This window comes from Flagellimonas nanhaiensis (assembly GCF_003382275.1).
Lineage (GTDB): Bacteria > Bacteroidota > Bacteroidia > Flavobacteriales > Flavobacteriaceae > Flagellimonas > Flagellimonas nanhaiensis.
Map to the genome: position 1 here is coordinate 636,387 of NZ_QTJX01000002.1, position 25,537 is coordinate 661,923.

20 protein-coding genes and 1 tRNA gene are annotated in these 25,537 nt (G+C 39.7%); 11 read left to right on the forward strand and 10 right to left on the reverse strand.

All coding sequences use genetic code 11. The features are described from left to right. Positions 1-427 precede the first annotated feature (427 nt). Genes DX873_RS10420 through DX873_RS10425 form a run of 3 tightly spaced genes read right to left on the reverse strand, consistent with a single transcriptional unit; the run spans position 428 to position 1,769 of the window. Positions 428-787, reverse strand: coding sequence for a VOC family protein (locus DX873_RS10420; RefSeq protein ID WP_116184381.1), 360 nt, complete (start codon positions 785-787; stop codon positions 428-430). Between the two features lie 22 nt (positions 788-809). Beyond that, positions 810-953, reverse strand: coding sequence for a hypothetical protein (locus DX873_RS18880; RefSeq protein WP_181899474.1), 144 nt, complete (start codon positions 951-953; stop codon positions 810-812). 30 nt (positions 954-983) lie between these two features. Next, entirely contained in the window at positions 984-1,769 is a 786-nt protein-coding gene (locus tag DX873_RS10425) for a helix-turn-helix domain-containing protein (RefSeq protein WP_116184382.1), read from the reverse strand. 256 nt (positions 1,770-2,025) lie between these two features. Here DX873_RS10425 and DX873_RS10430 point away from each other — a divergent pair, with 256 nt between their 5' ends. Both DX873_RS10430 and DX873_RS10435 read left to right on the forward strand, forming a co-directional pair. Then, on the forward strand, positions 2,026-7,818 hold the full coding sequence (locus DX873_RS10430; RefSeq protein ID WP_116184383.1) for an ATP-binding protein: 5,793 nt from the start codon (positions 2,026-2,028) through the stop codon (positions 7,816-7,818). Continuing rightward, a complete protein-coding gene (locus DX873_RS10435; RefSeq protein ID WP_116184384.1) occupies positions 7,808-8,857 on the forward strand; it encodes a response regulator in 1,050 nt (349 codons plus the stop codon). The genes DX873_RS10430 and DX873_RS10435 overlap by 11 nt, the downstream gene beginning before the upstream one ends. Here DX873_RS10435 and DX873_RS10440 read toward each other — a convergent pair. After that, positions 8,849-9,601, reverse strand: coding sequence for a LytR/AlgR family response regulator transcription factor (locus tag DX873_RS10440; protein ID WP_116184385.1), 753 nt, complete (start codon positions 9,599-9,601; stop codon positions 8,849-8,851). The two genes, DX873_RS10435 and DX873_RS10440, sit on opposite strands and share 9 nt — an antisense overlap. Before the next feature lie 88 nt (positions 9,602-9,689). On the opposite strand from DX873_RS10440, the gene DX873_RS10445 reads away from it, so the two are divergent. From DX873_RS10445 to DX873_RS10465, 4 genes are all read left to right on the forward strand, one after another. Continuing rightward, positions 9,690-10,328: a peroxiredoxin gene (locus tag DX873_RS10445; RefSeq protein ID WP_116184386.1), complete on the forward strand. Its 639-nt coding sequence runs from the start codon at positions 9,690-9,692 to the stop codon at positions 10,326-10,328. A gap of 257 nt (positions 10,329-10,585) precedes the next feature. Next, positions 10,586-10,993 (forward strand): nuclear transport factor 2 family protein, encoded by a 408-nt coding sequence (locus tag DX873_RS10455; RefSeq protein WP_116184388.1) that lies wholly within the window; start codon positions 10,586-10,588, stop codon positions 10,991-10,993. Positions 10,994-11,226: 233 nt separating this feature from the next. Beyond that, a complete protein-coding gene (locus DX873_RS10460) occupies positions 11,227-11,592 on the forward strand; it encodes a hypothetical protein (RefSeq protein ID WP_116184389.1) in 366 nt (121 codons plus the stop codon). Positions 11,593-11,603: 11 nt separating this feature from the next. After that, entirely contained in the window at positions 11,604-12,149 is a 546-nt protein-coding gene (locus DX873_RS10465; protein ID WP_116184390.1) for an RNA polymerase sigma factor, read from the forward strand. Between the two features lie 226 nt (positions 12,150-12,375). On the opposite strand, the gene DX873_RS10470 is transcribed toward DX873_RS10465, so the two are convergent. Beyond that, positions 12,376-12,449, reverse strand: a tRNA-Ile gene (locus DX873_RS10470). Positions 12,450-12,509: 60 nt separating this feature from the next. Further along, positions 12,510-12,917: a methylmalonyl-CoA epimerase gene (gene mce, locus DX873_RS10475; protein ID WP_116184391.1), complete on the reverse strand. Its 408-nt coding sequence runs from the start codon at positions 12,915-12,917 to the stop codon at positions 12,510-12,512. A 100-nt stretch (positions 12,918-13,017) separates the two neighbouring features. Between mce and rbfA the strand changes: the two genes are divergently transcribed. Both rbfA and DX873_RS10485 read left to right on the forward strand, forming a co-directional pair. Next, positions 13,018-13,413 (forward strand): 30S ribosome-binding factor RbfA, encoded by a 396-nt coding sequence (gene rbfA, locus DX873_RS10480; RefSeq protein WP_116184392.1) that lies wholly within the window; start codon positions 13,018-13,020, stop codon positions 13,411-13,413. A 2-nt stretch (positions 13,414-13,415) separates the two neighbouring features. Continuing rightward, positions 13,416-14,624 (forward strand): ABC transporter permease, encoded by a 1,209-nt coding sequence (locus DX873_RS10485; protein ID WP_116184393.1) that lies wholly within the window; start codon positions 13,416-13,418, stop codon positions 14,622-14,624. Here DX873_RS10485 and dusB read toward each other — a convergent pair. Together dusB and DX873_RS10495 are read right to left on the reverse strand one after the other, a co-directional pair. Continuing rightward, entirely contained in the window at positions 14,621-15,613 is a 993-nt protein-coding gene (gene dusB / locus DX873_RS10490) for a tRNA dihydrouridine synthase DusB (RefSeq protein WP_116184394.1), read from the reverse strand. The genes DX873_RS10485 and dusB overlap by 4 nt on opposite strands. Positions 15,614-15,664: 51 nt before the next feature. Next, positions 15,665-18,082 (reverse strand): outer membrane beta-barrel family protein, encoded by a 2,418-nt coding sequence (locus tag DX873_RS10495; protein WP_116184395.1) that lies wholly within the window; start codon positions 18,080-18,082, stop codon positions 15,665-15,667. Between the two features lie 155 nt (positions 18,083-18,237). Between DX873_RS10495 and lepA the strand changes: the two genes are divergently transcribed. Next, positions 18,238-20,034 (forward strand): translation elongation factor 4, encoded by a 1,797-nt coding sequence (gene lepA, locus DX873_RS10500; protein ID WP_116184396.1) that lies wholly within the window; start codon positions 18,238-18,240, stop codon positions 20,032-20,034. A 29-nt stretch (positions 20,035-20,063) separates the two neighbouring features. On the opposite strand, the gene DX873_RS10505 is transcribed toward lepA, so the two are convergent. After that, a complete protein-coding gene (locus tag DX873_RS10505) occupies positions 20,064-20,321 on the reverse strand; it encodes a hypothetical protein (RefSeq protein WP_116184397.1) in 258 nt (85 codons plus the stop codon). A 127-nt stretch (positions 20,322-20,448) separates the two neighbouring features. Then, the gene (locus tag DX873_RS10510; RefSeq protein ID WP_116184398.1) at positions 20,449-22,284 is read right to left on the reverse strand and encodes a cation:proton antiporter; all 1,836 of its coding nucleotides are present in this window, start codon (positions 22,282-22,284) and stop codon (positions 20,449-20,451) included. A 119-nt stretch (positions 22,285-22,403) separates the two neighbouring features. On the opposite strand from DX873_RS10510, the gene DX873_RS10515 reads away from it, so the two are divergent. Further along, positions 22,404-23,258 carry a universal stress protein gene (locus DX873_RS10515; RefSeq protein WP_417935330.1) on the forward strand — a complete coding sequence of 285 codons (855 nt, stop codon included), beginning with the start codon at positions 22,404-22,406 and terminating at the stop codon, positions 23,256-23,258. Then, on the forward strand, positions 23,255-25,492 hold the full coding sequence (locus tag DX873_RS10520; protein WP_116184400.1) for a SulP family inorganic anion transporter: 2,238 nt from the start codon (positions 23,255-23,257) through the stop codon (positions 25,490-25,492). The genes DX873_RS10515 and DX873_RS10520 overlap by 4 nt, the downstream gene beginning before the upstream one ends. The last annotated feature ends 45 nt before the right edge of the window (positions 25,493-25,537 follow it).

Sequence of the window (25,537 nt, forward strand, 5' to 3'; positions counted from 1 at the left end):
TATATGATCCAAAAGTAGAGCTGGAAACTGGCCAGAATTGTGCAATCTTGGCCGGGATGTTCTATAATCGCTCTTTGATTATCATGTGTTTGGCATTGAAGTTGGGATGGCAAAAAACAATTGACCACCTAAGGAAAATCCAAAGGTGGTTTTTAAATAAAAGAATCAATTCTGCTATATTTTAAAGAGGCGAGCTTTTTAGAAAAGTAAGGTCTAAATGGCCAGTGCTATTCTCAAACAAACCAGCCATTTTCATCGCAATAGTATTCTGATTGGGTGCTGGGATCACAATAATTGCTGTTGTTGTAACTAGTATTTTTGCGACTGGCCGTCTTGAATCTGTTATGTAGATTTATTGCTAAGTTATTTGATATTTCCTTTATGATTCTCATAGTCTCTTATGCTGTGGTATGAAATAATTCCTTGATTAAGGCCTCTCGCTTATTTCTAAGTTATTTCCTTCTGGATCTTGAAACCAAGCTGACAAGCTACCATCCAAATTGAAAATCTTCTCTCCCTTGGCCTCAAAAAACTTTACTCCCTTGCTTTCCAGTTCCCCCACAGCTTCTTCAATACTTTCTACCGTAAAACTGATTGCTGTATGCTCCGCTTTGTTTTCATCATTCCTTTTGTATAGGAGAAATCTTCCATTATTGATTTTTGCCCAATACATTCCCATAGTTTCACTAAGTACTTCTAACTGAAACCCTAGGGTTTTCACGTAGAATTCTTTAGCCCTATTCACATCTAACACAGGAATTGCTGCAACAATTTCATTAATTTTCATGGGTTATTATTTTGATTTTCGTCTAATTCAGGCAAATGACACTATTGAACTTTGATTCATCAATGTGATTTTTAATACGCTTCATCAGCGGAGTGAAATCTTCATTGGTTTTGACCAATCTAAACTTGCTTTTGCTCATTCCGAGTCCGTTTCCATTGTACTTCATATTCTCTTTTTTTAAGATTGTTCTCTGAAGTTATGATGCAGCAAGCGTCATTTGCCGATGTGCTTTCCTAAATTTTAAGGGGGTTATTCCGTAACTGCTTTTGAATAATTGTGTAAAATGACTGGCATTGTCGCAACCAACACCCATACCCACTTGTATAATGTTATCCTCAGAGTATAACAGAAGCTCTTTTGCGCGTTGCATTCTCAAGCGCTTTGTAAACTGTTGTGGGGTTTCGCCAGTGGTTCTCTTGAACATTCTAATAAAATGGTGAACACTTAATTTTACCAATGACGCCAAATCGCTTGTACTAATTTGGTGGTCTATGTTTTCGGTGATATGATGCTTTATTTTTTGCATCTGAAATGGGGTTATGCCCATTTTAAGCTCTCCATTATTGGCCAGGTCCAGCGAAGTCTGCTTAACCAAATAATCAGTCATTGTGACTACCATATTCTCTAGATACCATTTATCATCAAGAGGGCGATACAAAAGTTCTTGTGTCAAATAAATGGCCAATTGGTTACTCAAGGCATCATCCAAAAAGGATTGCTTTTGAAAGCTGTCATAATCAAGGTCCAAGTTCATTTTTCCAAACACTCCATTGTACACACCAAGTACCAAAGGCCCATCCACGGTAACGCTCTCCGCAACGTCCAATTGGAAAATAAATTGATAGTCCTTGTTTCCAGAATTGAACTTTCGCTCGTTTTCCCTATTGTTTATCAGAAATAGAAAAACAGATTTCCTGTGAGCCAATGTCCTTACCCTTTGCTTCTCTTGTATAATCTCTTTAAGTCTCTTTACATATTCCATGGCAGTCGATTTATTGAATGTCTTGTTTATTGTTTCATTGACTCAAAACTAGGTTAGCTTTCACATCATTACTAGCTCAAGTATCTAAGCGTAGGTATTTTTCTAATAAGCGTGATAAGTGGTTGAAATCTCCAACAAACGGACCAAAATCAAGCGGTAATTCATCAAAATAGATCTTCTTAACGTAGCCGTTAAACTTCTTAACGTACCCATGTTTTACTATAAATTCACTACTTTGAAGTCTAAATAATACGCTATGATAGCGCCAAAAACCTTACATGTTGATCTTAGGAAAGATGCCCAATCCAACAGGGTTATTGTCGAAGAGAATTTGAATGAAGAAATTGGACCACATGCAATAGAAGCGCTAGAGAAATATGGTTTTTTTGAACTCACTTCTGCTCAGGACATAGCACTCTCCAATGGGAATAGACTTAGCTATACCGTGCCAGCTTACGATGAAAATCTGTTTTCACCTCCCAAAAACAAATCTGAATTTAGGTGCTTTCTGAATTTGGCGATACAGGTCACAAAGTCAATATCCGCGGTACACCAAGCTGGACATTGTTTTGGAATTATCAATGATGAACGTTTTTTAATTGATGAAAATGGAAATCTTGTTGTCATTGGGTTGGGGGCCATTAGAGAAGAATATGATGGGCTAAGCGTTACGGAATATGGCAGGTCTGCATACCGATATGTTGCACCCGAATTCAATTCAAGAACGGTCCATAAACCAGATCATAGAGCTGATTTTTATGGCTTGGGCATACTGTTGAATTTCTGGTTGACAGGAAGTTACTTCGTAGATGGAGCAGACGGTCAAGGAATAATGCATCAACATCTCACCAAAAATTACCAAGAACCCAAAAAGTGTCTTTGGAAGAATACAGGGATTTATGAGATAATTTCAGGATTGCTGCGAAAGAACCCTTCAGAGAGATATCAATCTGCCAATGGAATTATCAGGGATTTAACCACACTAAAGACAAATCAAGATTCTGGAAACAATTCCAAATTATCTGAATTGAGCATAAACCACAATCCTGGAATTTTAAGTTCAAACACATTTCTTTATGAACGGGAAAATGAATTGGCACAGTTAATCAAGTGCTATGAAAAGGTTCAAGAAGGTGCAGTTTCAATCGTATTCCTAGAATCGGACGAAGGACTGGGAAAAACAGAATTGGGGAATCAATTCAAAGATGCTGTTTCCGATTCTGACGGATCATTCAATTATGCCTGTTTAGATCAATTTCAATCCTCTGATTATTTAGCGTTTCACTTGGCGTTTCAGGATATAGTGAAGCGGATTTTCATGAAAACCGGTCGAAGTCATTCTGAATTGAGCGAGACATTTGAGAAAGGGGTGGGAACCGACCTGTCACTTCTCTTTGATGTTATCCCCGATTTAAAGGAGTTGACCGGATTTACCGATTCTCCAGAAAAATTGAATCCCATTGAAACGCAAAACCGTTTTCTAAATGTATTTGTTAGATACTGCAACACTATAGGCCTATTAGGATTAAAACGAGTTTTATTTTTTGATGATGCACAATGGTGTGATGAGCCCTCGTTAAAACTGATCAAGCATCTTATAAATTCAGAGGTTTCAGGGGTTATGTTCATTCTCTCCTACAACAAGAAATACCTGACGGCCAACCACCCTCTACAGGAATTTAAAAATGAAGTGCTAAAAAGTGCTAAGGATTCTTGTGTCATTGAATTGAAGGAGCTTTCAAAATCTGCCACACAAAAGATGGTTTCATCTATGCTCTCCGAGCAAAGTGAGTCCATTCACGATTTATCAGATATCCTTTACAACAAGACCCATGGCAACCCAAATCAAGTCAAAAACCTGGTGAAATCTCTTAGTGAAAGTGATGTTCTCTATTACAATCAAGATGAAAACAAATGGGATTATAGCCTGAACCAGGTGAAGTTGCAGGAAGTAACGGAAAATGTGGTGGGAGTTGTTGAGCGCCAAATTAAGCTGCAATCCTATCAAGCACAAGTATTGTTGAAGGTAGCAGCGTACAACAATGGCATATTTGATATGCCCCTGCTATCGGAAATTGGAGCTACCCCCCCACAAATCATAAATCTATTATTAGACGTTCTATCAGAAGCTGGTTTGTTGACCAAATTAGATCCAATTAAAGGTCCCTTTGTTTTCAATCACAAGAGAATTCAAAAAGTTGCTTTGGAGCTGCACATCCCAGAATTTGAATACGCCAGTAATCAGTTGCACCACAAAATTGCACTGTACAAACTGCAAAACGGCAACACCAGACACTCGGTTGAATTGAACCAATTGGTGCAGCATCTAATAAATTCAAGAGATCTGCTCACAAAACAGACAGCAGATAAATCGTTGGAACTCATAGTAAAAGCAGGAAACTTGGCCAATGCTTCCAATTCTTCTAATTCTGCAAAAGTGTTTTTGGAATTTGGGCTGGAGCTTGCGGAGAAATTCAAAATCCCCGCCTATAAGTTTAAATTGCTTTATGGCTTGGCCAAAGCGCACTTTTTAATGAATGATCTTGAACAAGGAAATGAATTCGCATTTCGAGCCAAATCTATTGCCAAGGACAACAATGAAAAAATCAAATTGTTGGAACTAACACTTGATTTTTACCAAGCTTTTGAGCTTTACAAGGAAAGTACAAATGCAGGTCTGGAGATACTAGCATTATTGGATGTTCCAATCAAAGAGAAGATTGTTGGAAACGACAAAGGTTTAACCCGTCTAATTGATGTCGAATACAAAATATTCAAAAGTAAAATCAAAGAAACGGATGTCTCAGAAGACCTTTTAAGGGAGCGGATGAATGATGAATTTGACACCACTCTCATGAGGGTGTTGGCAAATATGACAACCTCTGCAACCTATGTGAACAAAGATTTGTACGTCTGGACGGTGCTTAAAATGTCCAATCACACCTTAAACAATGGACTTACGGATTCCTCTTCATTTGCGTTGGTTCACCTAGGCTCAATTTTAATACACAGGTTTGAACAATTTCAATTGGGAATCAAGATTGCCGATGTTGGATGGAATATCATGAATCAATTGAAATCGGACAAATACCTCAACCGAACTGAACTTTGTTATTATGATTTGATTGGACATTTAAAAGAACCTTTTTCATCAATAGAGCAAGTATTGGAAAACCGGGTGTCTGTATTTGTGAGATCTGCAGACTACCTTTCTATAAATGCATTTTGTAGAATTAGTGTTCGAAACCAGCTTCTATCTGGAGTGGCCCTATTTGAAGCTTTGAACAATTGTGAAAAGGCCATCGAAGTAATGCCCTCAAATTATAGCGAATGTTTTGGTGCACAATTGACATTGATCAAAAATTCCATGACTTTATTAAAAGGTGAATACGACCATGAGAAGGAATTGGACGATGCCAACGCAATTGACTTATTACAGAAAAAGAAATGTTTCTTTATCCTATCCGAACAGTACGTTTTTAAGAGTCTGGTCTATTGTTTAAAAGGTGACTACGAAAAGGCGCTACACTTCTTAAAGACCAACGAAGAATTCATTGAGTTGGTAACTTCCCAGCCACAAATTGTTAGGCATAAAGTGCTAAGAGCAGTATACGAAATGATGTTGGAAATTTCCTCAAAAGAAATCCTTGTTAAGGAGTTGGAAACACTCCAAAAATCAATAGCACCATGGTCAGAACAAGCTCCAGAGAATTTTAAAGCCGAACATGAGCTGGTGGGCCTTTTAATCTGCTTGTGCAAAAATGATTTTAGAACTGCCTTTGTAAAACTTGAAGAAGGACTAAAATGGTCCGAAAAAGGTGGTCAATTAAGTGTAAAAGCGTTGTTGTGCGATTTGGGCAACAAATTAATGCCCCAAGACAGTTTTGGTTTCTTAACAAAGCATTTACGACAGGAGAGAAAAAGAATCTATAAAAATTGGGGAGCGCAAATTAAAGTCGAAGGTCCAAATGAAAAAACGAAACGCCTGACTCAAAAAGAGAAGTCAACATTAGCGAGTTTTGATACCCAGAGTCTTCTAAAAGCAACACAGGCAATTTCCGCAGAAGTAAATTTGGGAAGCCTCGTACAGCAACTATTGAATATTGTAATGGAGAATGCAGGGGCAGATAAAGGTGCGCTCATACTCATTAAGAACCAAATCCCTTATTTAGAGTCTTTAGTTAGCACCCATGATAAGAAAGCTTCAAACTTTTCTGAAATTGAATTACGTAAATGTAAAAACCTGCCCATTAATCTAATAGAGCATGTTATCTCTACAACAAAAGAGCTTAGCATTGATGATGTCAAAAAGACCAACTATCCAGAGGAAAGTTATTTTAGAAAGAATGGAATATCATCATTGGTCATTTTACCCTTGTTAAAGCAAAAGGATCTAGTGGGGGTGCTTTATTTAGAAAATTGCCAAGTTAAAGGGCTATTTACCGAAGGTGATCTTGAAGTACTGCGAATTATTGCATCCCAAGCTGCCATTTCAATAACCAACACAATGCTCTATGAACAATCCATGGAGTTAAATCAGGAGTTGTCGGCATCCAAAGAAGAATTGGGCAAAGTAAACGAAGTCTTGGAAGATCGCATTAAAAAAAGAACCGATCATTTACAGCAAGAAATCGAAATGAGAAAAGAGGCCGAGAAAAATCTGCTTTATGCAAAGAATGATGCAGATAATGCCAATAGTGCCAAAACACAGTTTCTCGCCAACATGAGTCATGAAATCAGAACACCGCTCAACGCTATTGTTGGTTTTTCCCAAATTCTTTTGAATCAAAGCAAAGACCTGGAACTAACTCAAAAATTTGAACGATATCTTAGCAATATTCACCAAAGTGCCGAATCACTATCGGAAGTGATCAATGATATTCTGGACCTTTCCAAAATTGAGGCAGGAAAATTTTCGTTAAGCAAAGAAGATGTCAATTTGAACCAAATTGTCACCTCTGTGTGCAGAATCAACAAAGGTTTGGGCAAGGTAAAGGAGGTCAGCCTCATAAGCAATTTCGATTCCAACGTACCTAAATATATCCACACCGATGGCAGCAAGCTTAAACAGATATTGATGAACATCATAGGCAACGCCATTAAGTTTACCCCTGAAAACAAGAAGGTTTATGTAGATGTAAGGCGTGAAGAATCTTGGATTGCGTTTTCAGTGGAGGATGAGGGCATTGGAATTCCGGAGGACCAACTACAACAAATCTTTAATCCATTTATTCAGGCAGATGCTGGAATAAATCGAAAATTTGGAGGAACAGGTCTTGGTTTGACCATTACCAAAAAACTGGTGGAAATATTAAAAGGAAAGATTGAAGTTAAAAGTCAAGTTGAAAAGGGCACATCATTTAGGATTTATCTGCCGTATCAGCAAGCTGAAAATTCATGGGGCGAGCACAAAGAACCATCAATTTCTGATTTCAGAATTCCACAATCCAAAAAAATCCTGGTGGTTGAGGATAATTCAATGAACCAAGAAATGATCCGAGCCCTTTTTGCAGAACTCGGTTCTGAAATAATATTGGCGAAAGACGGCAAAACAGGAATTGAAATCAGTAAAAAGTATAATCCTGATATTATTTTCATGGATATCCATATGCCGAATATGGATGGTTTTGAAACCGTAAAACGAATTCGAAAAATGAACGATAAAATTCCTATTGTTGGCCTTTCAGCTGATGCGTTTACCGAACATAGGGAAATTGCGCTCAATTCAGGGTTCTGCGATTACCTTACCAAACCAATTCAGTTTCCCGAACTGGTTAGGGTATTGAAAAAATATTTGGTAGAGGATATTGATGTGGGTAAGACTCAAGAAATTAAGCGACTGAATGAAGAAGAAAAACGCATAATAAAGGAGACAATCCAATCTCTTGGTCAACTGCCCATCTTTGAAACCGAAAAACTGGTTATTACGGCCGAACCGTTAAATTCAATTCTACCTCAGGATGAATTCAATAAACTAGAGGAAGCTATCTACTCTGGAGATGATGAAGCATTGAGAACACTCCTTTCAAATACAATAAATGCCCAATAACACTGCTAACATTTTGGTGGTGGATGATAACCGCCAAGTTCTGGAACAAGTCAATCACGTGTTGGCAGAAGAAGGATTTGACATCTCTTTTATTCCAAAAGGTGAATTCCTGTTCCAACGTCTGGAAAGACAAGATTTCGATTTAATATTGCTCGATGTGAACCTCCCCGGAATCAGTGGGTATGATTTATTACAAGAGCTCCGAAATCATGAGAAATACCATAATCTTCCTGTTATCATAATTACTGGCGAAGATGAGGACACCACACTGACCAAATGCTTTGCCCTGGGCGCACAGGACTACATTAGCAAACCTATAAACCATCTGGTCCTTAAGGTTCGTGTTTCGTCTGTAATCTCTGCTTCTCGATTTCACCAGAACCAATTAAAGAGTGAACGCGAGGAGGCCCTACAAGCACGAATGAAGATGTTATCCTCCCAAATGAACCCGCATTTCATTTTCAATGCACTTTCATCCATCCAAGAGTTCATCTTATCAAATGAAACAGACAAAGCCATTGATTATGTTTCTGAATTTGCAGGACTGATGAGACAAAATCTTGAAAATTCATTGGTTCCATACATTACTTTGGCAGAAGAATTACAATTCCTGGAAACCTATTTAAGGTTGGAACGAACAAGGTTCAACAATTCATTCGATTTTGAAATTATATTGGATATCGAGGAATATCAAGATATTATGGTCCCTCCAATGATCATACAACCTTATCTGGAAAATGCCATAGTCCATGGCCTTAGAAAGGTGAATCGAGTGGGAAAACTAACATTGCTGGTCAAAGAGCAGGATAACAAGATCCATTGTATAATTACGGACAATGGAATCGGTAGAAAGCAAGCTGAAAAAATCAATCCAACCAAACATAAATCAGTTGCTATGTCCAACATCGAGGCTAGGTTAGAGTTGTTAAATCTTGATGCAAAAATGAAAGAGTTCAAGGTAGAAGTCGAGGATATATACGAAGATAAAAAACCAACTGGGACTTCAGTATTGCTCTGTTTTCCGAACGATTTACATTAACCTTTTTAGAAATTTGTCCTTTTTACGGACCGAGACATCTACATTTGAACCATCTTTCATTATCACATAACCCCCTTTGCCCTTCACATATTTTACAATGTGGTCTAGATTGATCATGTGTGATTTGTGCACTCTAAAAAAATTGCAGGATTCCAACATATTTTCAAACTCGCCCAATGGCTTGGATACCAATATTTTTTTTCCATTTTGAAGGTAAAAGTTTGAATAGACCTGATTTGCTTCCACTCGAATTACATCTTTAGCTTCAACAAAATCGATTCCATCAGAAGACCTCAATGCTATTTTGGTTAAGCTCCTATCCTCCAATTGAATGTTGGATTTCAATGCCTGAATCTTTTCAATGTTTTCCTTGCTTTGCTTTGCAAGTACCTTCTCTGCCCTGGCCACCGCATTTTTTAATTCCTGAATGTTGATGGGCTTCAATAGGTAGTCCAATGCCGCATATTTTATGGCATTGATGGCATAAAGATCAAAAGCTGTAGTAAATATGACCTGAAACGGGGGTTCTTCAAAATGATCAAAGATTGTAAATCCATTACCCCCTGGCATTTCAATATCCAAGAACACCAAATCTGGTTTGTTTTCCTCAATCTGTGGTATTGCTTCACTTACGGAATGGGCATTTCCTACAACAACAATTCCGGGGCAAAAGTTCTTGAGCATTTTCCCCAGAATACTATGATGACGTTCCTCATCATCCACTATAACCGCACGAATCTCCACCTAATTTGAATATTTGAAATTTTTGTTTTTAAATATAAATTAAATAAAAGTATTATGTTAATTTAGAACTTATAATCAGAAGCTTACCATGGAATTAGGTTTGGAAAGCAAAGCCCCCAATTTTAAGGCTTTGACCACAAATGGACCAATTGATTTTTATGATTGGTTGGGGGAGTCCTGGGGCCTATTTTTTTCACATCCAGAAGATTATACTCCTGTTTGCACAACCGAATTGGGAACAGTTGCACAATTGGAACAAGAGTTCGACAAACGAAATGCTAAGGCAATCGCTTTAAGTGTTGATAGTTTGGAATCCCATAATGGCTGGAAGTTGGAAATAGAACAATCCATGAATGTCAAAATTGGGTTTCCCATTATTGCTGATGAAGGTGCTAAAATAGCACAGTTATATGGCATGATCCACAATGATAGTTCCGACAGGCACACCATAAGGTCGGTGTTCATCATTGGCCCGGACAAGAAGATAAAACTGCATTTGACCTACCCGATGTCCGTTGGCCGGAATTTTGACGAGATACTCCGCGTAATAGATGCCCTGCAGCTCAGCCACAACCACAAGGTTGTAACTCCCGCAAATTGGCGCCAGGGTGATGATGTTATTGTGGATGTTTCTTTGAGCAATGAAGAAGCAAAAAAACTATATCCGTATGAGGTTACGGATAACCCATCATACCTTAGGTATACTCCAAGTCCTTCCAAAGATTAGACTTGTTTTCCCTAAAGCAGTGTTTGAATTTTCATAAGTCATTCTTCCATTATCAAATGAGCAATTTTTTGATAGTTGAGCAGAATTCAAACGTATTGCCACCATTTATTTCTGGAGATTTGCTGTAGAAAATATTCGCTCAATAAAAAAAGCGCTTTACAATTGAGTTGCATATTAGTTTGAGTTAGTTGTTTGAATGGTTGTCCGGATAGCCAAATTATTTTACCTAAGTACTTGTTAATTAACCACTTGCGAACATGAAAAAACATCCTCTACCTCCTTTTAATAAGCAGAGTGCCCAAGAAAAAATAAAGCTTGCAGAAGATGCTTGGAACAGCCAGGACCCCTTTAAGGTCTCTATGGCCTATACTAAAGACAGTGAATGGAGAAACCGTTCAGAATTCATCAATGGGAGGGAAGAGATTCAAAGATTTCTTGCCAATAAATGGGAATCGGAATTGGAATATAAACTGAAAAAGGAATATTGGTCACATTCAGAGAATAGAATAGCCGTTCGATTCATATATGAATATAGAAATAGGTCCGGACAATGGTTTAGGGCCTATGGCAATGAAAATTGGGAATTTGATGAGGACGGCTATATGCGCAAAAGATTTGCGAGCATTAACGATTCACCTATTTCTGAAACCGAAAGAACTCTCTAAAACTTACAGGAAACAGAAAGACTACGTTTGCCAAAATGCAGGATGTTATTGACTTCCTGCATTTTTTGTTTTTGGCCTTCCCAATTTAACAATAATTCTTGTTGCAAAACCAGCCTTGTCAATCACATTTACCAGAAGATCAATTTAACAACATAACAGCACAATCAGCCAGATATGGGTTGCTTAATCTTCGGAGATTTACGGTATAGATATGAATTGAAAAAGTAAAGGTGATGTATGAAAATACTATTGTTCCGCTCATTTTTAGAAGTAGTGATAGCCAATTGTTTTACGAGTTTATTCTAAATGGGCAATCCGCTTCGATTGAATATCGATTTATTGATGAAACCCGATTGTTGCTTCTAAGAGCAACACGATCCAAATATCTGGGAGAGGAAGTAACATTAGCGCTCATTGAGCGCATAATTGACCACGCCCGCAGAATGGACTATGAAGTTTATGCCCAATGCCCGTTAATTCTCCAATATCTAAAAACCAATAAACGACTTGGAAAGTTCGTAGGAATCAAGCCAGTTGTTCGGCAACAATTCAGAGATACCTTAAATGAATCCAACATAAAACAATATCGTTCAAAATAAATCCAATAACTATGCAGATCAATCAATCAATTCAACAGTTAGAACCCCAAAATTGGGTGTGTAATCATAAAAGATACCTCCACAACGTAGCGTTTAAAAAACTTCCCCAAGATTTGGTGGAGGATATTGTCCAGGAAACCTTTCTAGCCGCGCTCAAATCGGCACATAGATTTAAGGGAAACTCAACTGAACGGGTTTGGTTGACCTCTATTCTGAAATTCAAGATCGCAGACCACTATAGGAGTGCTAGCAAAATGAAGAATTATCCGAAGGATAACCTAGAGGCCGCGTTGTCTTCCCCAAAGAACAAAAGCAGCTGGAGCGAATACACCTATGATCCCATTTTTGAAAGTATTAATGGGGACGACTTGAAATTGGTGCTCAATTCCGCAATGGGAATTTTATCCCCACGCGAACAGGAAATAATAAAGTTAAAAGAGGATGGGTATAACACCGAAGCCATTTGCGAAAAACTCCAGATCTCTAGATCTCATTGTTGGGTTCTACTCCATAGGGCCCGAAAAAAACTACAGCAACATCTGAGCAAAAATTGGTGAAATGGGTTTAAGTAACGATGTTATCTGGAAAACATGGTCCAACTTGCAATTATACATCTACTATGTGGGAATAAAGCTTATTGAACTTTTTCGCGGGATAAAGAAAAGATTAAAAAAAGTAAAACATTAGGGCAGAGGTTTTCTTCCAAAACTTGATTTCGCCAGGAACAACCTGTTTCCAGAATACAAAAAATCCCTCTAAACAAATATTTAGAGGGATTTTTAGTGGTCCCACCTGGGCTCGAACCAGGGACCCCCTGATTATGAGTCAGGTGCTCTAACCAACTGAGCTATAGGACCCGCAAAATTGCGGATGCAATATTAGTGTTTATTTTGCTATACCGCAAGGTTTTAACGCACCTAGCCTTCTTTTATTTCTTGGCAAAGCTCCACCAATACACCGTTGGTTCCCTTAGGATGCAAAAAAGCGACAAGTTTATTGTCTGCACCTTTTTTGGGTGTTTCGTTCAAAACCACAAAACCTTCTTCCTTAAGTCGAGCTATTTCCGATATGATATCTTCAACCGCAAAAGCAATATGGTGGATTCCCTCACCCTTCTTTTCCACAAACTTTGCAATGGGACTGTCAGGTTTTGTCGCCTCAAGCAATTCTATTTTGTTTGGTCCCGATTTAAAGAATGAGGTCTTTACGCCTTCGGATTCTACCTCCTCTACCTTATAATGAGGTGTGCCAAAAAGCTTGGCAAACAAAATATTGGATGTTTCCAAATCTTTAACGGCAATGCCAATGTGTTCTATTTTATCCATTGATATAAATTTTGTCTCTTGATGGTCAATTGTCCAAAATTACATACTGCATCGATACCAGATCATGAGGTTAGTCATTAATTCCCTTATTTTTGCATATATGGAAGAAACACAACGACAAAAAAAGATTGGAGGCATTATACAACAAGACCTGGCCGATATCCTTCAAAGGGCTGCCACGGATGGTGGCTTAAAAGGAACCTTGCTCTCTGTTTCCAAAGTATATGTCACGGTCGATCTCTCCATTGCAAAAGTTTACGTAAGCATCTTTCCAAATAAGGATGCGGGCACTCTGTTGGAAGGTATTAAATCCAATCAAGTGGCCATTAGGCACGAATTGGCCCAGCGTACCAAGAACCAGTTACGAAGGGTCCCGGAATTGGTTTTCTATTTGGACGATTCTTTGGAATATATTGACAAAATAGAGCAGTCTTTAAAGGGTGAGGAAGATCCCATTCAAAACCGAGACCTGCTTGATAAACGCAAGAAATCCTGATTTTGAATTTCCCCTTCTACATTGCCAGACGCTATTTAGTTTCCAAGAGCAATCAGAATGCTGTCAACATCATTAATTTCATTACTTTTCTGGTCATTGTAATCGGCTCAGCCGCCTTGTTTGTGGTGCTCTCTGCCTTTGCTGGCCTAAAAACATTCAGTCTTTCATTTACCAACACTTTTGATCCAGACCTTAAGGCTATTCCTGCTACGGGAAAGTACTTTTCATTCACTCCAAATCAAGAAAAGGAATTGCAAAATATTACAGGTTTGACCAGCTATTCCAAAGAGCTGGAAGAAAGAGCATATCTCACTTTCAGAGAAAAAAGTTGTATTGCCTATATCAAAGGGGTAGACGATAATTATCGCTCCGTTACTGGGGTCGACAGCACCTTGTATTTTGGCAACTGGGGTGTGGAGGAACCCAATACGGTCCTTGGCATCGGTATTTATAATCAACTTGAGGTTCCTTTGAACAACTATCAAAAGCCTATGACAATTCTGGTTCCCAAACCGGGAAAAGGCTCCATTACGCAACAAGGGTTCAATTCCAAGCCATACAATCAATTGAGCGTTTCTGTAAGTGGCGTTTATGCTGTGGAGGAGAACCTGGACAAAAAATATGCATTTGCCCAGCTTCCCTTGGTACAAGCTTTATTGGAAAAGGATAGCACACAGATTTCAGGAATAAATTTTAAAGTGGATAAGGGCGCTGATTTAAGTGAAATACAGGCAATCCTCAGAGATAGGATGGGGCCAAATGTCCTTGTGTTGACAAGGCAAGAGTTGAACAGTACTTTGTACAGAATGCTGAACACTGAAAACTTGGCCACATACCTCATTTTTACGCTCGTATTGATCATAGCGCTGTTCAATGTTGTTGGTGCAATCATCATGATGATCCTGGACAAGAGACAAAATTCAAACACATTGTTCAGTTTGGGCACCACCTTAAGTGAACTCCGAAGAATCTATTTTATTCAAGGATTGTTGGTAACCACCTTAGGCGGACTTATCGGAGTGTTGTTGGGTTCCTTGTTGGTTAGTTCACAGCTTGCCTTTGGTTGGCTCAAAATTACCCCGTCCCTGGCCTATCCTGTTGAGTACAATATCATGAATCTGTTGGTGGTGCTGGCCACGATTGTGGTCTTGGGTCTTATTTCTTCAAAGATTGCGAGCAGCAGAATAACCCGAAAGTTGATTGCTTCCTAAACAAATTGATGGTCTCCAAACTTCTGAAGTACCTCATCAAACGCAGCAAAAACATCTGATGATTCATCGCTGGTCACCATTTTCATACGATATTCCTTGAAGTGAGGAATACCCTTAAAATAATTGGTATAATGCCGCCTTGTTTCAAAAACGCCTAACTTCTCGCCTTTCCAATCAATGGCCATCTGTAGATGCCTTCTGGCTGCAATAACGCGTTCTTCCATGGTCGGCGGACTCAAATGCTCCCCCGTCTCAAAATAGTGTTTTACTTCTTTAAAAAACCATGGATTACCAATACTTGCGCGGCCAATCATAGCCCCATCCAAACCAAATTCATCCCTCATTTTTTCAGCAGCTTCGGGAGAGTCTACGTCGCCGTTCCCAAACACGGGAATATGCATTCTTGGATTGTTCTTTACCTCGGCAATTGGTTTCCAATCTGCAGAGCCTTTGTACATCTGCACCCTTGTCCTGCCATGAATGGCAATGGCTTGAATGCCCACATCTTGGAGTCGTTCTGCAACTTCCACAATTTTAATGGAATTGTGGTCCCATCCCAAACGTGTCTTTACAGTTACCGGTAAATTGGTGCGCTTAACAATAGCTTCGGTCAATTTTACCATCAATGGAATGTCCCTTAAGATTCCAGCGCCGGCATTTTTGCAAACTACCTTCTTTACAGGGCAGCCAAAATTGATATCAATTATATCAGGATTGGATTTTTCAACAATGTCCACGGCTTGCAACATAGAATCCAACTCTGCACCAAAAATCTGGATGCCCACGGGCCGTTCCTTCTCGTAGATATCCAGCTTTATGACGCTTTTGGCCGCATCTCTGATGAGTCCTTCGGAAGAAATAAACTCCGTATACACCACATCTGCGCCCTGCTCTTTGCAAAGGGCACGAAAAGGCGGGTCACTTACATCTTCCATTGGTGCCAGAAGTAGTGGAAAATCCGGGAGCTCTATCTTACCTATTTTGGGCAATTTCTTTGTTTTTAGGAATGCAAAATTACAAAATACCCCAATATCCGTTGATTACTCGTCGTTCTTGAGTCTCCCCCGCTCTCTCTTTTCTATGGTTCTTTGATTGTCTTGCAATCTAAAGTTTCCAAAATTATAGGTAAAGCCTATCCTTACAAACTGGGTTTCGCGACGTCTTCTGTAGAAATTATCTTGATTTAGATATCTTGATGTGTATGTGGGAACATATCTTTCCAAAATATCCTCTGAAGCCAATGAAATCACAGCTCTATTGTTGAACAGGGATTTTCTGAGACCTAAGGTCAAATTCAATTGCTCGTCTGAAACATATGACCCAAAAAGAAACTTTGATATATACGTCAACGCCACTTCTCCTGTTAAGGAACCATCTTTGGAAAGTGTCAGGTAATTTGCCAAATACCCATACAATCCATTTACTTCATTGGTATATTCCACATTGTTACTTTCCACTGCCAGAAAAGTTTCTTCTTCATGAAAAACAGAGGCGTTTGCAAACAAAAACCACGATGGCAATATGGTCTTGCTCACGGTGAAATCCAATCCATAGGATTTGCTCTCCAATACATTTTGCTTTAACTCCACCAAAGTCTGGTTCTCATTATCCTGAAAAACCAAATACGCAATGTTGGCGCCGTTATCTCGATAGTACAAATCAAAAAAATACTCGCTGTTCCAGGTATAGTTTAGATTAAAGTTGTTGCTGAAGCTGGGCGTTAATCTGGGATTTCCCTCTTCAAAATCATTTTCATTATAAAAAAAACGAAACGGGTTTAGGTCGTTGTACTTTGGTCTGTCCACATTTCTGCCATAATCAAATGAAAAACTATGTTTATCCGAAGGTGAATACAGCACATTAAGGGATGGAAAGGGTTCAAAGAAATCTTGCTTATTTATTTCGTTTAGCGTCAGGGAAGTTCCCGAGGCTTCTGTAAGCTCTCCCCTAAGACCTAATTTCATGGACCATTTTTCCCAGTTTTGTAGAAAACTGAAATACACTGCATAAACCTTCTCATCATATTTATATCTATCTGATAACGAGGGGTCAACTGTATTGCTGGAACCAGAAAAATTAAAAAAGTTCACATTACTTTCTGAATCAATGGATGAAATTTTTGCGCCGGTTTCCAGGGAAGCATTACCGATTGGAGTTGAGTAATCTACTTGCCCAGTAAAAATCTGGATGTCCTGTTCCGAGTCCGAATCGAACCCAAAATTCCTGAGGAAAGCTCCATTTCCATCAAGATATTCAGAATTTAAATTCTGAAAAGAAGTGCCATCATAATAGGTATAGTGGCCATTGAGAGACAGCCTTGCCCCAGGCTTTTTAAGCTTGTGGACATACAAAAGATCAAATGCCAAATTGGTGTTGTCCAACGTGGTATTATTGATGGTGGTAAAGGTGGAATCCAATTGACCGAGTCCATCTCTCATCTCATTGCCCAATCTAGTCTGTTGATCTTGGTCCAGATTAAACACCAAGTTTGATGTCAGGTTCAGCCGATTGCGTTCATTAAAATCATAATCCAAGATAAAATTAGCGTTTTGGGACTGGGACTCATCTATCCTTTGATATTGGGTGTCCCATTGGGAATAAATTTGGCTGTTGTTCTGAAAGTTGATTCCCTTAACGGTCTTAATAAGCTCTTTCCTGGGGCTTATGTTATAATTGGCAAACAGATTTAGTTTTTCCGTTTTATAATAATGGCTTGTTCCGGCGCTGAATTTAGGGAAAATGGCTTGGGTATAACTGCCATTTACGCTTCCCTTGTATCCGGGGACAATATTTTTACTGGTGACAATATTCAAGATGGGTCCCGTTTCGGCATCATACCGTGCAGGGGGATTAGCTATCACCTCCACAGATTTAATGTTTGTGCCCGAAAGCCCCTGTAGCAAATCCTGAACCTCCTGGCTTGACAGTTGTACCTTTCTATCATTCAAATAAACCGTGGCGTTCTGTCCTCGCACCATCAATTCGTCCTGGTTGACGATTACACCTGGAGTGTTTCTTAATATATCCCATGAAGTTCCGCTAGAGATTACTGTGTTTTCAACCGAAAAAACCAGTCTATCGGCCAACCGTTGAAGCTTAGGTCGTTGGGCCGTCACCACAACCTCATCCAGTTCGTTGGCCTGCAAGGGAATAATCAGTGCACCTAAAGAAATATCCTGAGTGATATCCAGAGCCAATGGCTTAGAGCCCCTGCCCACATAACTTGCCTGTAACAAATACAGGTCAGGCTCTACATCCTCCAAAACAAAAAACCCGTTGTCATCTGCAGAAGTTCCCTTAACAAAAGTGGTATCAGCAGCCTGAAGCAGTAAAATATTGGAAAAGGGGATTATCTCGTTCTGCTCGTCAACAACCTTTCCGGATATCTGATAGGTCTGTCCAACTAGTTGGTTAGATATTAAGAACAGCAAAGAGAGAACGTAGGTTATGCACTTCATTTGCAGATGGGGTTAGATATCAAATCTAAGAAAATATTTTTGAGCGAATAACCCCGCCTCTGTTCCATATTTTTAAAAAAGCCGGACTCAGGTGTTTAAAACAGCTATATTTGCAGATGCTTATTGGCCTTCGTTTAGGTTGAGCCACTGTTGTTATGGAGAAGATTAGGAATTTTTGCATTATTGCGCATATTGACCACGGTAAAAGTACCTTGGCAGACCGGCTGTTGGATTTCACGGGTTCTGTTTCTGAACGAGAAAAGCAAGACCAACTTTTGGACAATATGGATTTGGAAAGAGAGCGTGGAATCACCATTAAGAGCCATGCTGTCCAAATGGAATACGTACATAATGGGGAAACCTACATTCTCAACCTCATAGACACCCCCGGTCATGTTGATTTCTCCTATGAAGTTTCTCGTTCCATTGCGGCTTGTGAAGGGGCCCTTTTGGTCGTAGATGCCGCACAGAGCATACAGGCTCAAACCATATCCAACCTCTATTTGGCTTTGGAGAACGACCTGGAAATCATCCCTGTACTGAACAAGGTTGACCTTCCAAGCGCCAATCCAGAAGAAGTTACGGATGATATTGTAGATCTTTTGGGGTGCAGCCCAGAAGAGGTCATCCCCGCAAGTGCTAAAACAGGAATTGGTATAGGGGAAATACTATCGGCTATTATTGAACGAATTCCGCCACCGGAAGGAAATCCAAATGAATCTTTACAGGCTTTGGTTTTTGATTCAGTCTATAATCCATTCAGAGGTGTTGAAACATACTTTAGGGTGGTCAACGGAGAGATTAGCAAAGGACAAAAAATCAAGTTTGTGGCTACTGGCAAATCGTATGATGCCGATGAAATTGGTACCCTAAAACTAACCCAGGTTCCCAAGAATAAGATATCGACTGGCGATGTTGGATATCTGATAACCGGAATCAAAGATGCTCGTGAGGTAAAAGTTGGGGATACTATTACGGATGCTTCAAACCCAACACAAAATGCTATTGAGGGGTTTGAGGATGTAAAACCTATGGTTTTTGCGGGAATCTATCCTGTGGACACCGAAGATTTTGAAGAACTGCGCTCTTCTATGGAAAAATTGCAGCTCAATGACGCTTCCTTGGTCTTTACTCCGGAAAGTAGTGCCGCGCTTGGATTTGGTTTTCGTTGTGGATTCTTGGGAATGCTCCATATGGAAATTATCCAGGAACGCTTGGAGCGCGAGTTCAATATGACCGTGATTACAACGGTCCCCAACGTAAGTTACCACGCCTTTACCACCAAGGATAGGGAAAACGTGGTGATTGTAAACAATCCTTCAGACCTGCCCGATCCTTCAACCCTGGATAGGGTTGAAGAACCGTATATCAAGGCTACCATCATCACAAAATCAGATTTTGTTGGCAATGTAATGTCCCTCTGTATTGAAAAACGAGGACAAATAACCAATCAGACCTATTTGACCACAGAACGGGTGGAGCTCATTTTTGATATGCCCTTGGCCGAAATCGTCTTTGATTTTTACGACCGATTGAAAACCGTTTCAAAAGGGTATGCTTCTTTTGACTATACCCCAATAGGCATGCGAACCTCCAAATTGGTCCGAGTAGATATCTTATTGAATTCCCAGCCTGTTGACGCTTTATCTGCATTGGTTCATTTTGATAATGCACACACCATCGGAAAAAAGATGTGTGAAAAATTGAAAGAGCTCATTCCTAGACAACAGTTTGATATTCCTATTCAGGCAGCCATAGGTTCCAAGATTATTTCTAGGGAAACAATCAAAGCTTTGCGAAAAGATGTGACCGCCAAATGTTATGGTGGTGATATTTCGCGTAAGCGAAAACTGCTTGAAAAACAGAAAAAGGGGAAAAAACGAATGCGTCAAGTGGGGAATGTTGAAATCCCTCAACAAGCGTTTATGGCCGTCTTAAAGTTGAATGATTAAACCCTTGGAAATTACTTCTTCCATTATCTTTATTTAAAGATTATATCATCCGCTGCACAGGTCATTTCCTTTAATTCTTCAAAATTTACACCCCATTTTTCAAGTTCTTCGTAAGTAAGAAATTCTGTTTCCCCCATTGAAGACATACTGTATGTGCCGTCCCCATTATCACAAAACTTCACTCTTTGGTTTTGAATGATGCAAGAATCGCATTCTGGCGCATCTTCTTTACCACACCCCATCAAACATAATACACCCAACAATATTGGTATTACAATGGCCCTCATTGCCTCACGTTTTGGAATAAACCTATTACTCGTGAGGTAAAATTATATCCAACTAAAAGCTATAAAAGGTTACAATTGATATATGGCACCTATCAATTGACAAATACGGATTCTATGGGGACGAAGGTCATTTCTCCTCTGCTGTATTTAGGGCTTTGCCAAGGTACACAAGTTTGTAGCCTTCTCCTTTGGGATCAAAGTCCTTGCTGTTCGCCGGAATGATATCAATGCTCCCACTGGGCGATTTGGTAAACACAGGAACAATATCCCTGTCCTGTTTGGTGATGTCTATTAAGCTGTCATAATGTTTTTTATCCTTGAGGTCTATCTCATGGATTGTCGGATAGTTCCTGACCGTTTCCGTTAGTTTGATGAAATCGTCTGTATGGGAAAACAATCCTTCTTTTGGGTTTTTCTCAGGATTGTTCATTTCTTCAGTGTTCACCAACCTAAACGCCCCATTTTCCCCAAATTGTTTTTGGAACTTGTTGATGGCAAAATTATTGATGTCCGAGTTCCCTGTCAATGCCATTAAATATCCCATATCGTTCAATTCAATATTGTCCGTCAGAGTATCCGAAAAAACATTGGCGGTCATGGCCTCCAAACCTAGTTGTTTGGCCTTGTTCACGTTGGTCTGGTTGTTGTCAATCAACACTACGTGTCGTTTGTTCTTTTTCAAATAACTCCCAATTATCCTGGATAATCTTGATGCTCCAATAATCAAAATTCCCTCTGATTTTTTCAAGAAAACCCCAGCCACTTTCGCAAAAAGTCTGGCAGTTGTTGCGTTCAATAGAACCGTTCCCAGTACAATCATGAAAACCAAAGGAGTAATGTATTCGGCGCCCGGTTCTCCTTTTGCCAAAAGTTTAGATCCAAATAGGGAGGCAATACCTGCTGCAACAATACCTCGGGGGCCTACCCAGCCAATGAACAGTTTTTCATTAAATTTTAAGTTTGACCCCTGCGAACTCAGGAAAACCCCAAGGGGTCTAACCACAAATACTATTACTGCAAAAAGTATGGCCGAATTCCAAGTATAAATGAGCTTCATGTCATCAATATTGATATTGGCGGCCAATAGAATAAACAGAATGGAAATGAGCAATACACTCAGCGATTCCTTAAAGTAGAGGAGTTCCTTTAGGTTGGGAAGATTCATGTTGCCCATAACCATGCCCATAACCACAACTGCCAAAAGACCCGACTCATGAGCAAAAACATCAGATTCTACATAAACAAGCAGAACTACCGATAAAGACACCACATTTAAAAGATAATGGGGAATGAAATTCTTTTTTATGGCAAAAGCAAGGGCATGGGCAAACGTGAAGCCAAACGTGGTTCCAAACAACAAAATTTTACCAAACTCCACTAGTGCGGTTTTGGTGAAGGCCTGCCCTTCCCCAACACTTATAAATTCAAACACAAGAACAGCTACCAATGCCCCAATGGGATCTATTAAGATCCCCTCCCATTTCAATACTGCGGATACATCCTTTTTTAACGGAATGTTTCTAAGTATTGGGGTGATCACGGTAGGGCCCGTAACAATAATCAATCCAGAAAACAGAAATGAAATCTGCCATGTAAGTCCAAAAATGTAGTGTGCTGCAACCCCTGCCCCAAAAAACGTAACAAGGGATCCAATGGTAATCAGTTTTGTGATAACAGGTCCAACATTGGCAATTTCCGCTCTTTTGAGCGTCAATCCGCCCTCAAACAAGATGATACTAATCGCCAAGGAAACAAAATAATACAAGCCTTCTCCAGGGAAAAGTCCTTTTTCCCCATCCCAAATAGGTTCAATAAGCTTGGAACCATCCTCGGTAAACAATGTTGCAATAGGGCCAACCAATAGGCCTATTAAAATAAGAGGTAAAATTGCAGGCAGTTTAAACCTCCATGCCACCCATTGTGCAATAATGCCAAGAATAATGATTCCCGCTAGTTCAAGCATTGTTTTTGTTTTCTTGAAATTTACAGTTTTTCTTTTATATACCGTTCATTGTTCCTTTCCTGTTGCCCACTTTCCCCATTATGTGCTATATTGGCGCTCAATCTTTTAAAAAAGCTCCATTGTCAAAACCTTTTGAGACCATTTTATTTGGATTTGCCTTCTCACCTACCTTAAAGATGAATATAATGGAGACCTCAAGGATTGCACATTTTTTTGGGGCGAAGCTTATTTTGCTCCATGTGGGGGATAAAACACCCGATAAGGAAAATGAAATAAAGCAAATCCTAGCAAAGGTTAAACACCAAGGGGATAGAGTTTCAATTCAATGGAAACCTGGAAGGCCGGAAGCGGTGCTTCTGGAAACCTGTCAAGATTTGAAGGTAGACCTCTTGATTCTCGGTGCGCTCCAACATGAAAACCTATATCAATTCTATGTTGGTTCCATTGCACGCAAGCTCACAAGGAAGGTGTGTTGTTCAGTATTGCTTTTAATCAAACCATCCGAAGAAAGGATTCCATGCCAGCATGTTGTGGTCAATGGGCTTAAGGATGAGGACACTCCGCTTGCCATCTCCAATGCTTTTTATGTTTCCCATGCTCTAGGGGCGAAACAAATAACCATCGTAGAAGAAATTCGCTCTAAAGAAGTTGCCGTGGACATTAAAGACGACAGATCTCTTAAAAAAGCCACCATACTCAAGGAACGCCTAAAACATCGTGAAGAGTCGCGTGTAAACGGAATTTTGAAATCTGTCCCAAGAGAATTTGCTCAGGGAATCAAAGTTAAGACACAAAGTATTTTTGGAAAAAGAGGTTATTCCATTGGGCATTATGCCCAAGTTGCCAGAGCTGATCTATTGGTGATGAATGCCCCAAAGAAAACCGGACTCATAGATCGGGTTTTTCCACATGACATCGAATATATTTTATCTGATCTTCCAACCGACCTATTAATTGTACGAAAGAAAATTTGACGCCAAAAACCAACCATACCAAGCTTTTTGTTAAAGATCTGCCCAAAAACCTGTTTTCAGGTTTTGTGGTTTCGCTTGTGGCACTTCCTTTAGGTTTAGGGCTTGCCATTGCCAGTGATGCCCCACCCATTTCTGGAATTATTGCCGCTGTGGTCGGAGGTATGGTGGTTTCCCTTTTAGGGGGTTCTAATGTAACCATAGCCGGACCGGGAAATGGCTTGGTAATCGTTCTGCTTGGGGCCATAACATCCCTTGGGGCGGGCAACCTTTACCACGGTTATCTATTCACCTTAGGTGCAATCGTGGTTTCTGGGATTTTAATGATGTTGCTTGGCTTCTTAAAAATGGGTCGACTCGCCGATTTTTTCCCCGCCTCTGCCATTGAAGGCATGTTGGCCGCCATTGGATGGGGCATTTTTGCCAAGCAGTTTCATATTATGATTGGGCATAACAATGAGCACGGCAGCATTGTTTCGCTTTTGGCACAAATCCCAAATGGGATTATAGACTTGTTTCAGAATGGAAGCACAGAGGAGTTGGTAGCGGCCGGAATAGGCGTTGTGAGCCTCTTGATCATGGTCTTTTACGCAAAAATCAGGAACCCATTCTTTCATATGATTCCCGCTCCAATGTGGATTCTGATTCTATCTGTCGGATTCAGCTATTCCTTTGGGTGGCTCAATATTCCATTTCCAATGGATTCCTCCTATTTAATCTCTATACCCGAAAACGTTGCCTCCAATCTGGCCTTTCCCGACTTTTCAAAAATTTTGGAAAAGGATTTTATTATCAGTGTGTTTGCGATTACACTAATTGCCAGTATTGAATCCCTTTTGAGTATTAAAGCAGTGGACAAATTGGATTCTCAGGGAAGGCGGTCCAATGTAAACAAAGACCTTAAGGCCTTAGGGCTTGCCACTTCACTTAGCGGATTGGTAGGGGGGTTAAATGTTGTTACCGTTATTGCCCGAAGTTCTGTTAACGTGAACAATGGAGCAACCAATCGGTCGGCCAATTTTTTTCATGCTACTTTTTTGATCGTGTTCATCTTGCTGTTTCAAGAACAGCTTAAAAAAATCCCTTTGGCAGCTTTGGCAGCTATTTTGGTATACACTGGGTACAAGTTGGCAACTCCAAAGACCTTCAGAAAAGTTGCGAAGATTGGCAGGGAACAGATTATCATTTTCTTGACCACACTTTTGACCACGCTATTCACCAATCTCATTACTGGTATTGGTGTTGGAATCCTTACTACGCTTGTCATTCACATTATAATAAATAAAAGTGCTCTGCTTTTTCTGACCAATGTGTTCAAGCCCAATGTGCTTTTGTTCCAAGAGCATGAGGATAAAAACTACTACGTAAGCGTGAAGTACTTCTGTAGTTTTTTAAACTTCTACAAACTCAAGAACAAATTGGATGCTGTTCCTGAGGACCAAAACTTGATTGTTGATTTCTCTCTTTGCAGTTTTGTGGACCATACTGCAATGGAGGGGCTTGAGGCATATATGGGGACCTTCGAGAAAAAAGGAGGGAGTATGGAAATTGTCGGGTTGGACAAACACGGCGCAAAATCCAAACACCCCTTCGCCATCCGTAAAATAATTCCGCTGGAAAACCTGGGGCCTATAGAAAAGTACTTTACCAAAAGACAAAGTCATCTAGAAACAACAGCAAAGGAATATGATTGGTTATACACCCCAAAAAAAGATACCAATACAAACTTTCTTTCGGGGTTTATTTTTTTCAAATCCAGGGAAATAAGCTATCTGTACAATCGTCTTGAAGACCAAAATGGGGACACTTCCGTTTTCGACCTTGAGTTTACCGAAGGTGCATTTGTGGCCAAAGAAGTAATTAAGGCAACTGTTATGCATATTGAAATGAAAGAGGAAATTCCTGCTTTCACGCTGGATAAAGAAGGCCTTCTGGAAAGAATTTACAAACTGGCCGGATTTAAGGATATCCCGATTGATAACCATCCAGATTTCAATCGAAGATTCTTTCTGAGTGGAGAAAGAACCACTGAAATTCAGACCCTCTTTCATGATGGGCTCATTATGTTTTTGGAAAGCACGCCATATTACCACATAGAGTCCAATGGAAAATCCCTCTTCATTCTAAAAAAGGAGCGCCTGCTCAGTGTTCAGGAAATAAAGGCCATGATCTATTTTGGGCAACAGTTACAAAAATTACTGGAAAGAACGCGAGAGCCTCAAATATTGTTAAAATAGCCCAAATAAAACCCTATTTTATAACCAATTGCGTTGTGCTTTTCT

Coding starts and splice junctions, on each gene's coding strand:
- DX873_RS10420 (WP_116184381.1), bottom strand. CDS start 787: ATGAAAATTAATGAAATTGTTGCAGCAATTCCTGTGTTAGATGTGAAT.
- DX873_RS18880 (WP_181899474.1), bottom strand. CDS start 953: ATGAAGTACAATGGAAACGGACTCGGAATGAGCAAAAGCAAGTTTAGA.
- DX873_RS10425 (WP_116184382.1), bottom strand. CDS start 1,769: ATGGAATATGTAAAGAGACTTAAAGAGATTATACAAGAGAAGCAAAGG.
- DX873_RS10430 (WP_116184383.1), top strand. CDS start 2,026: ATGATAGCGCCAAAAACCTTACATGTTGATCTTAGGAAAGATGCCCAA.
- DX873_RS10435 (WP_116184384.1), top strand. CDS start 7,808: ATGCCCAATAACACTGCTAACATTTTGGTGGTGGATGATAACCGCCAA.
- DX873_RS10445 (WP_116184386.1), top strand. CDS start 9,690: ATGGAATTAGGTTTGGAAAGCAAAGCCCCCAATTTTAAGGCTTTGACC.
- DX873_RS10455 (WP_116184388.1), top strand. CDS start 10,586: ATGAAAAAACATCCTCTACCTCCTTTTAATAAGCAGAGTGCCCAAGAA.
- DX873_RS10460 (WP_116184389.1), top strand. CDS start 11,227: ATGTATGAAAATACTATTGTTCCGCTCATTTTTAGAAGTAGTGATAGC.
- DX873_RS10465 (WP_116184390.1), top strand. CDS start 11,604: ATGCAGATCAATCAATCAATTCAACAGTTAGAACCCCAAAATTGGGTG.
- mce (WP_116184391.1), bottom strand. CDS start 12,917: ATGGATAAAATAGAACACATTGGCATTGCCGTTAAAGATTTGGAAACA.
- rbfA (WP_116184392.1), top strand. CDS start 13,018: ATGGAAGAAACACAACGACAAAAAAAGATTGGAGGCATTATACAACAA.
- DX873_RS10495 (WP_116184395.1), bottom strand. CDS start 18,082: ATGAAGTGCATAACCTACGTTCTCTCTTTGCTGTTCTTAATATCTAAC.
- lepA (WP_116184396.1), top strand. CDS start 18,238: ATGGAGAAGATTAGGAATTTTTGCATTATTGCGCATATTGACCACGGT.
- DX873_RS10505 (WP_116184397.1), bottom strand. CDS start 20,321: ATGAGGGCCATTGTAATACCAATATTGTTGGGTGTATTATGTTTGATG.
- DX873_RS10510 (WP_116184398.1), bottom strand. CDS start 22,284: ATGCTTGAACTAGCGGGAATCATTATTCTTGGCATTATTGCACAATGG.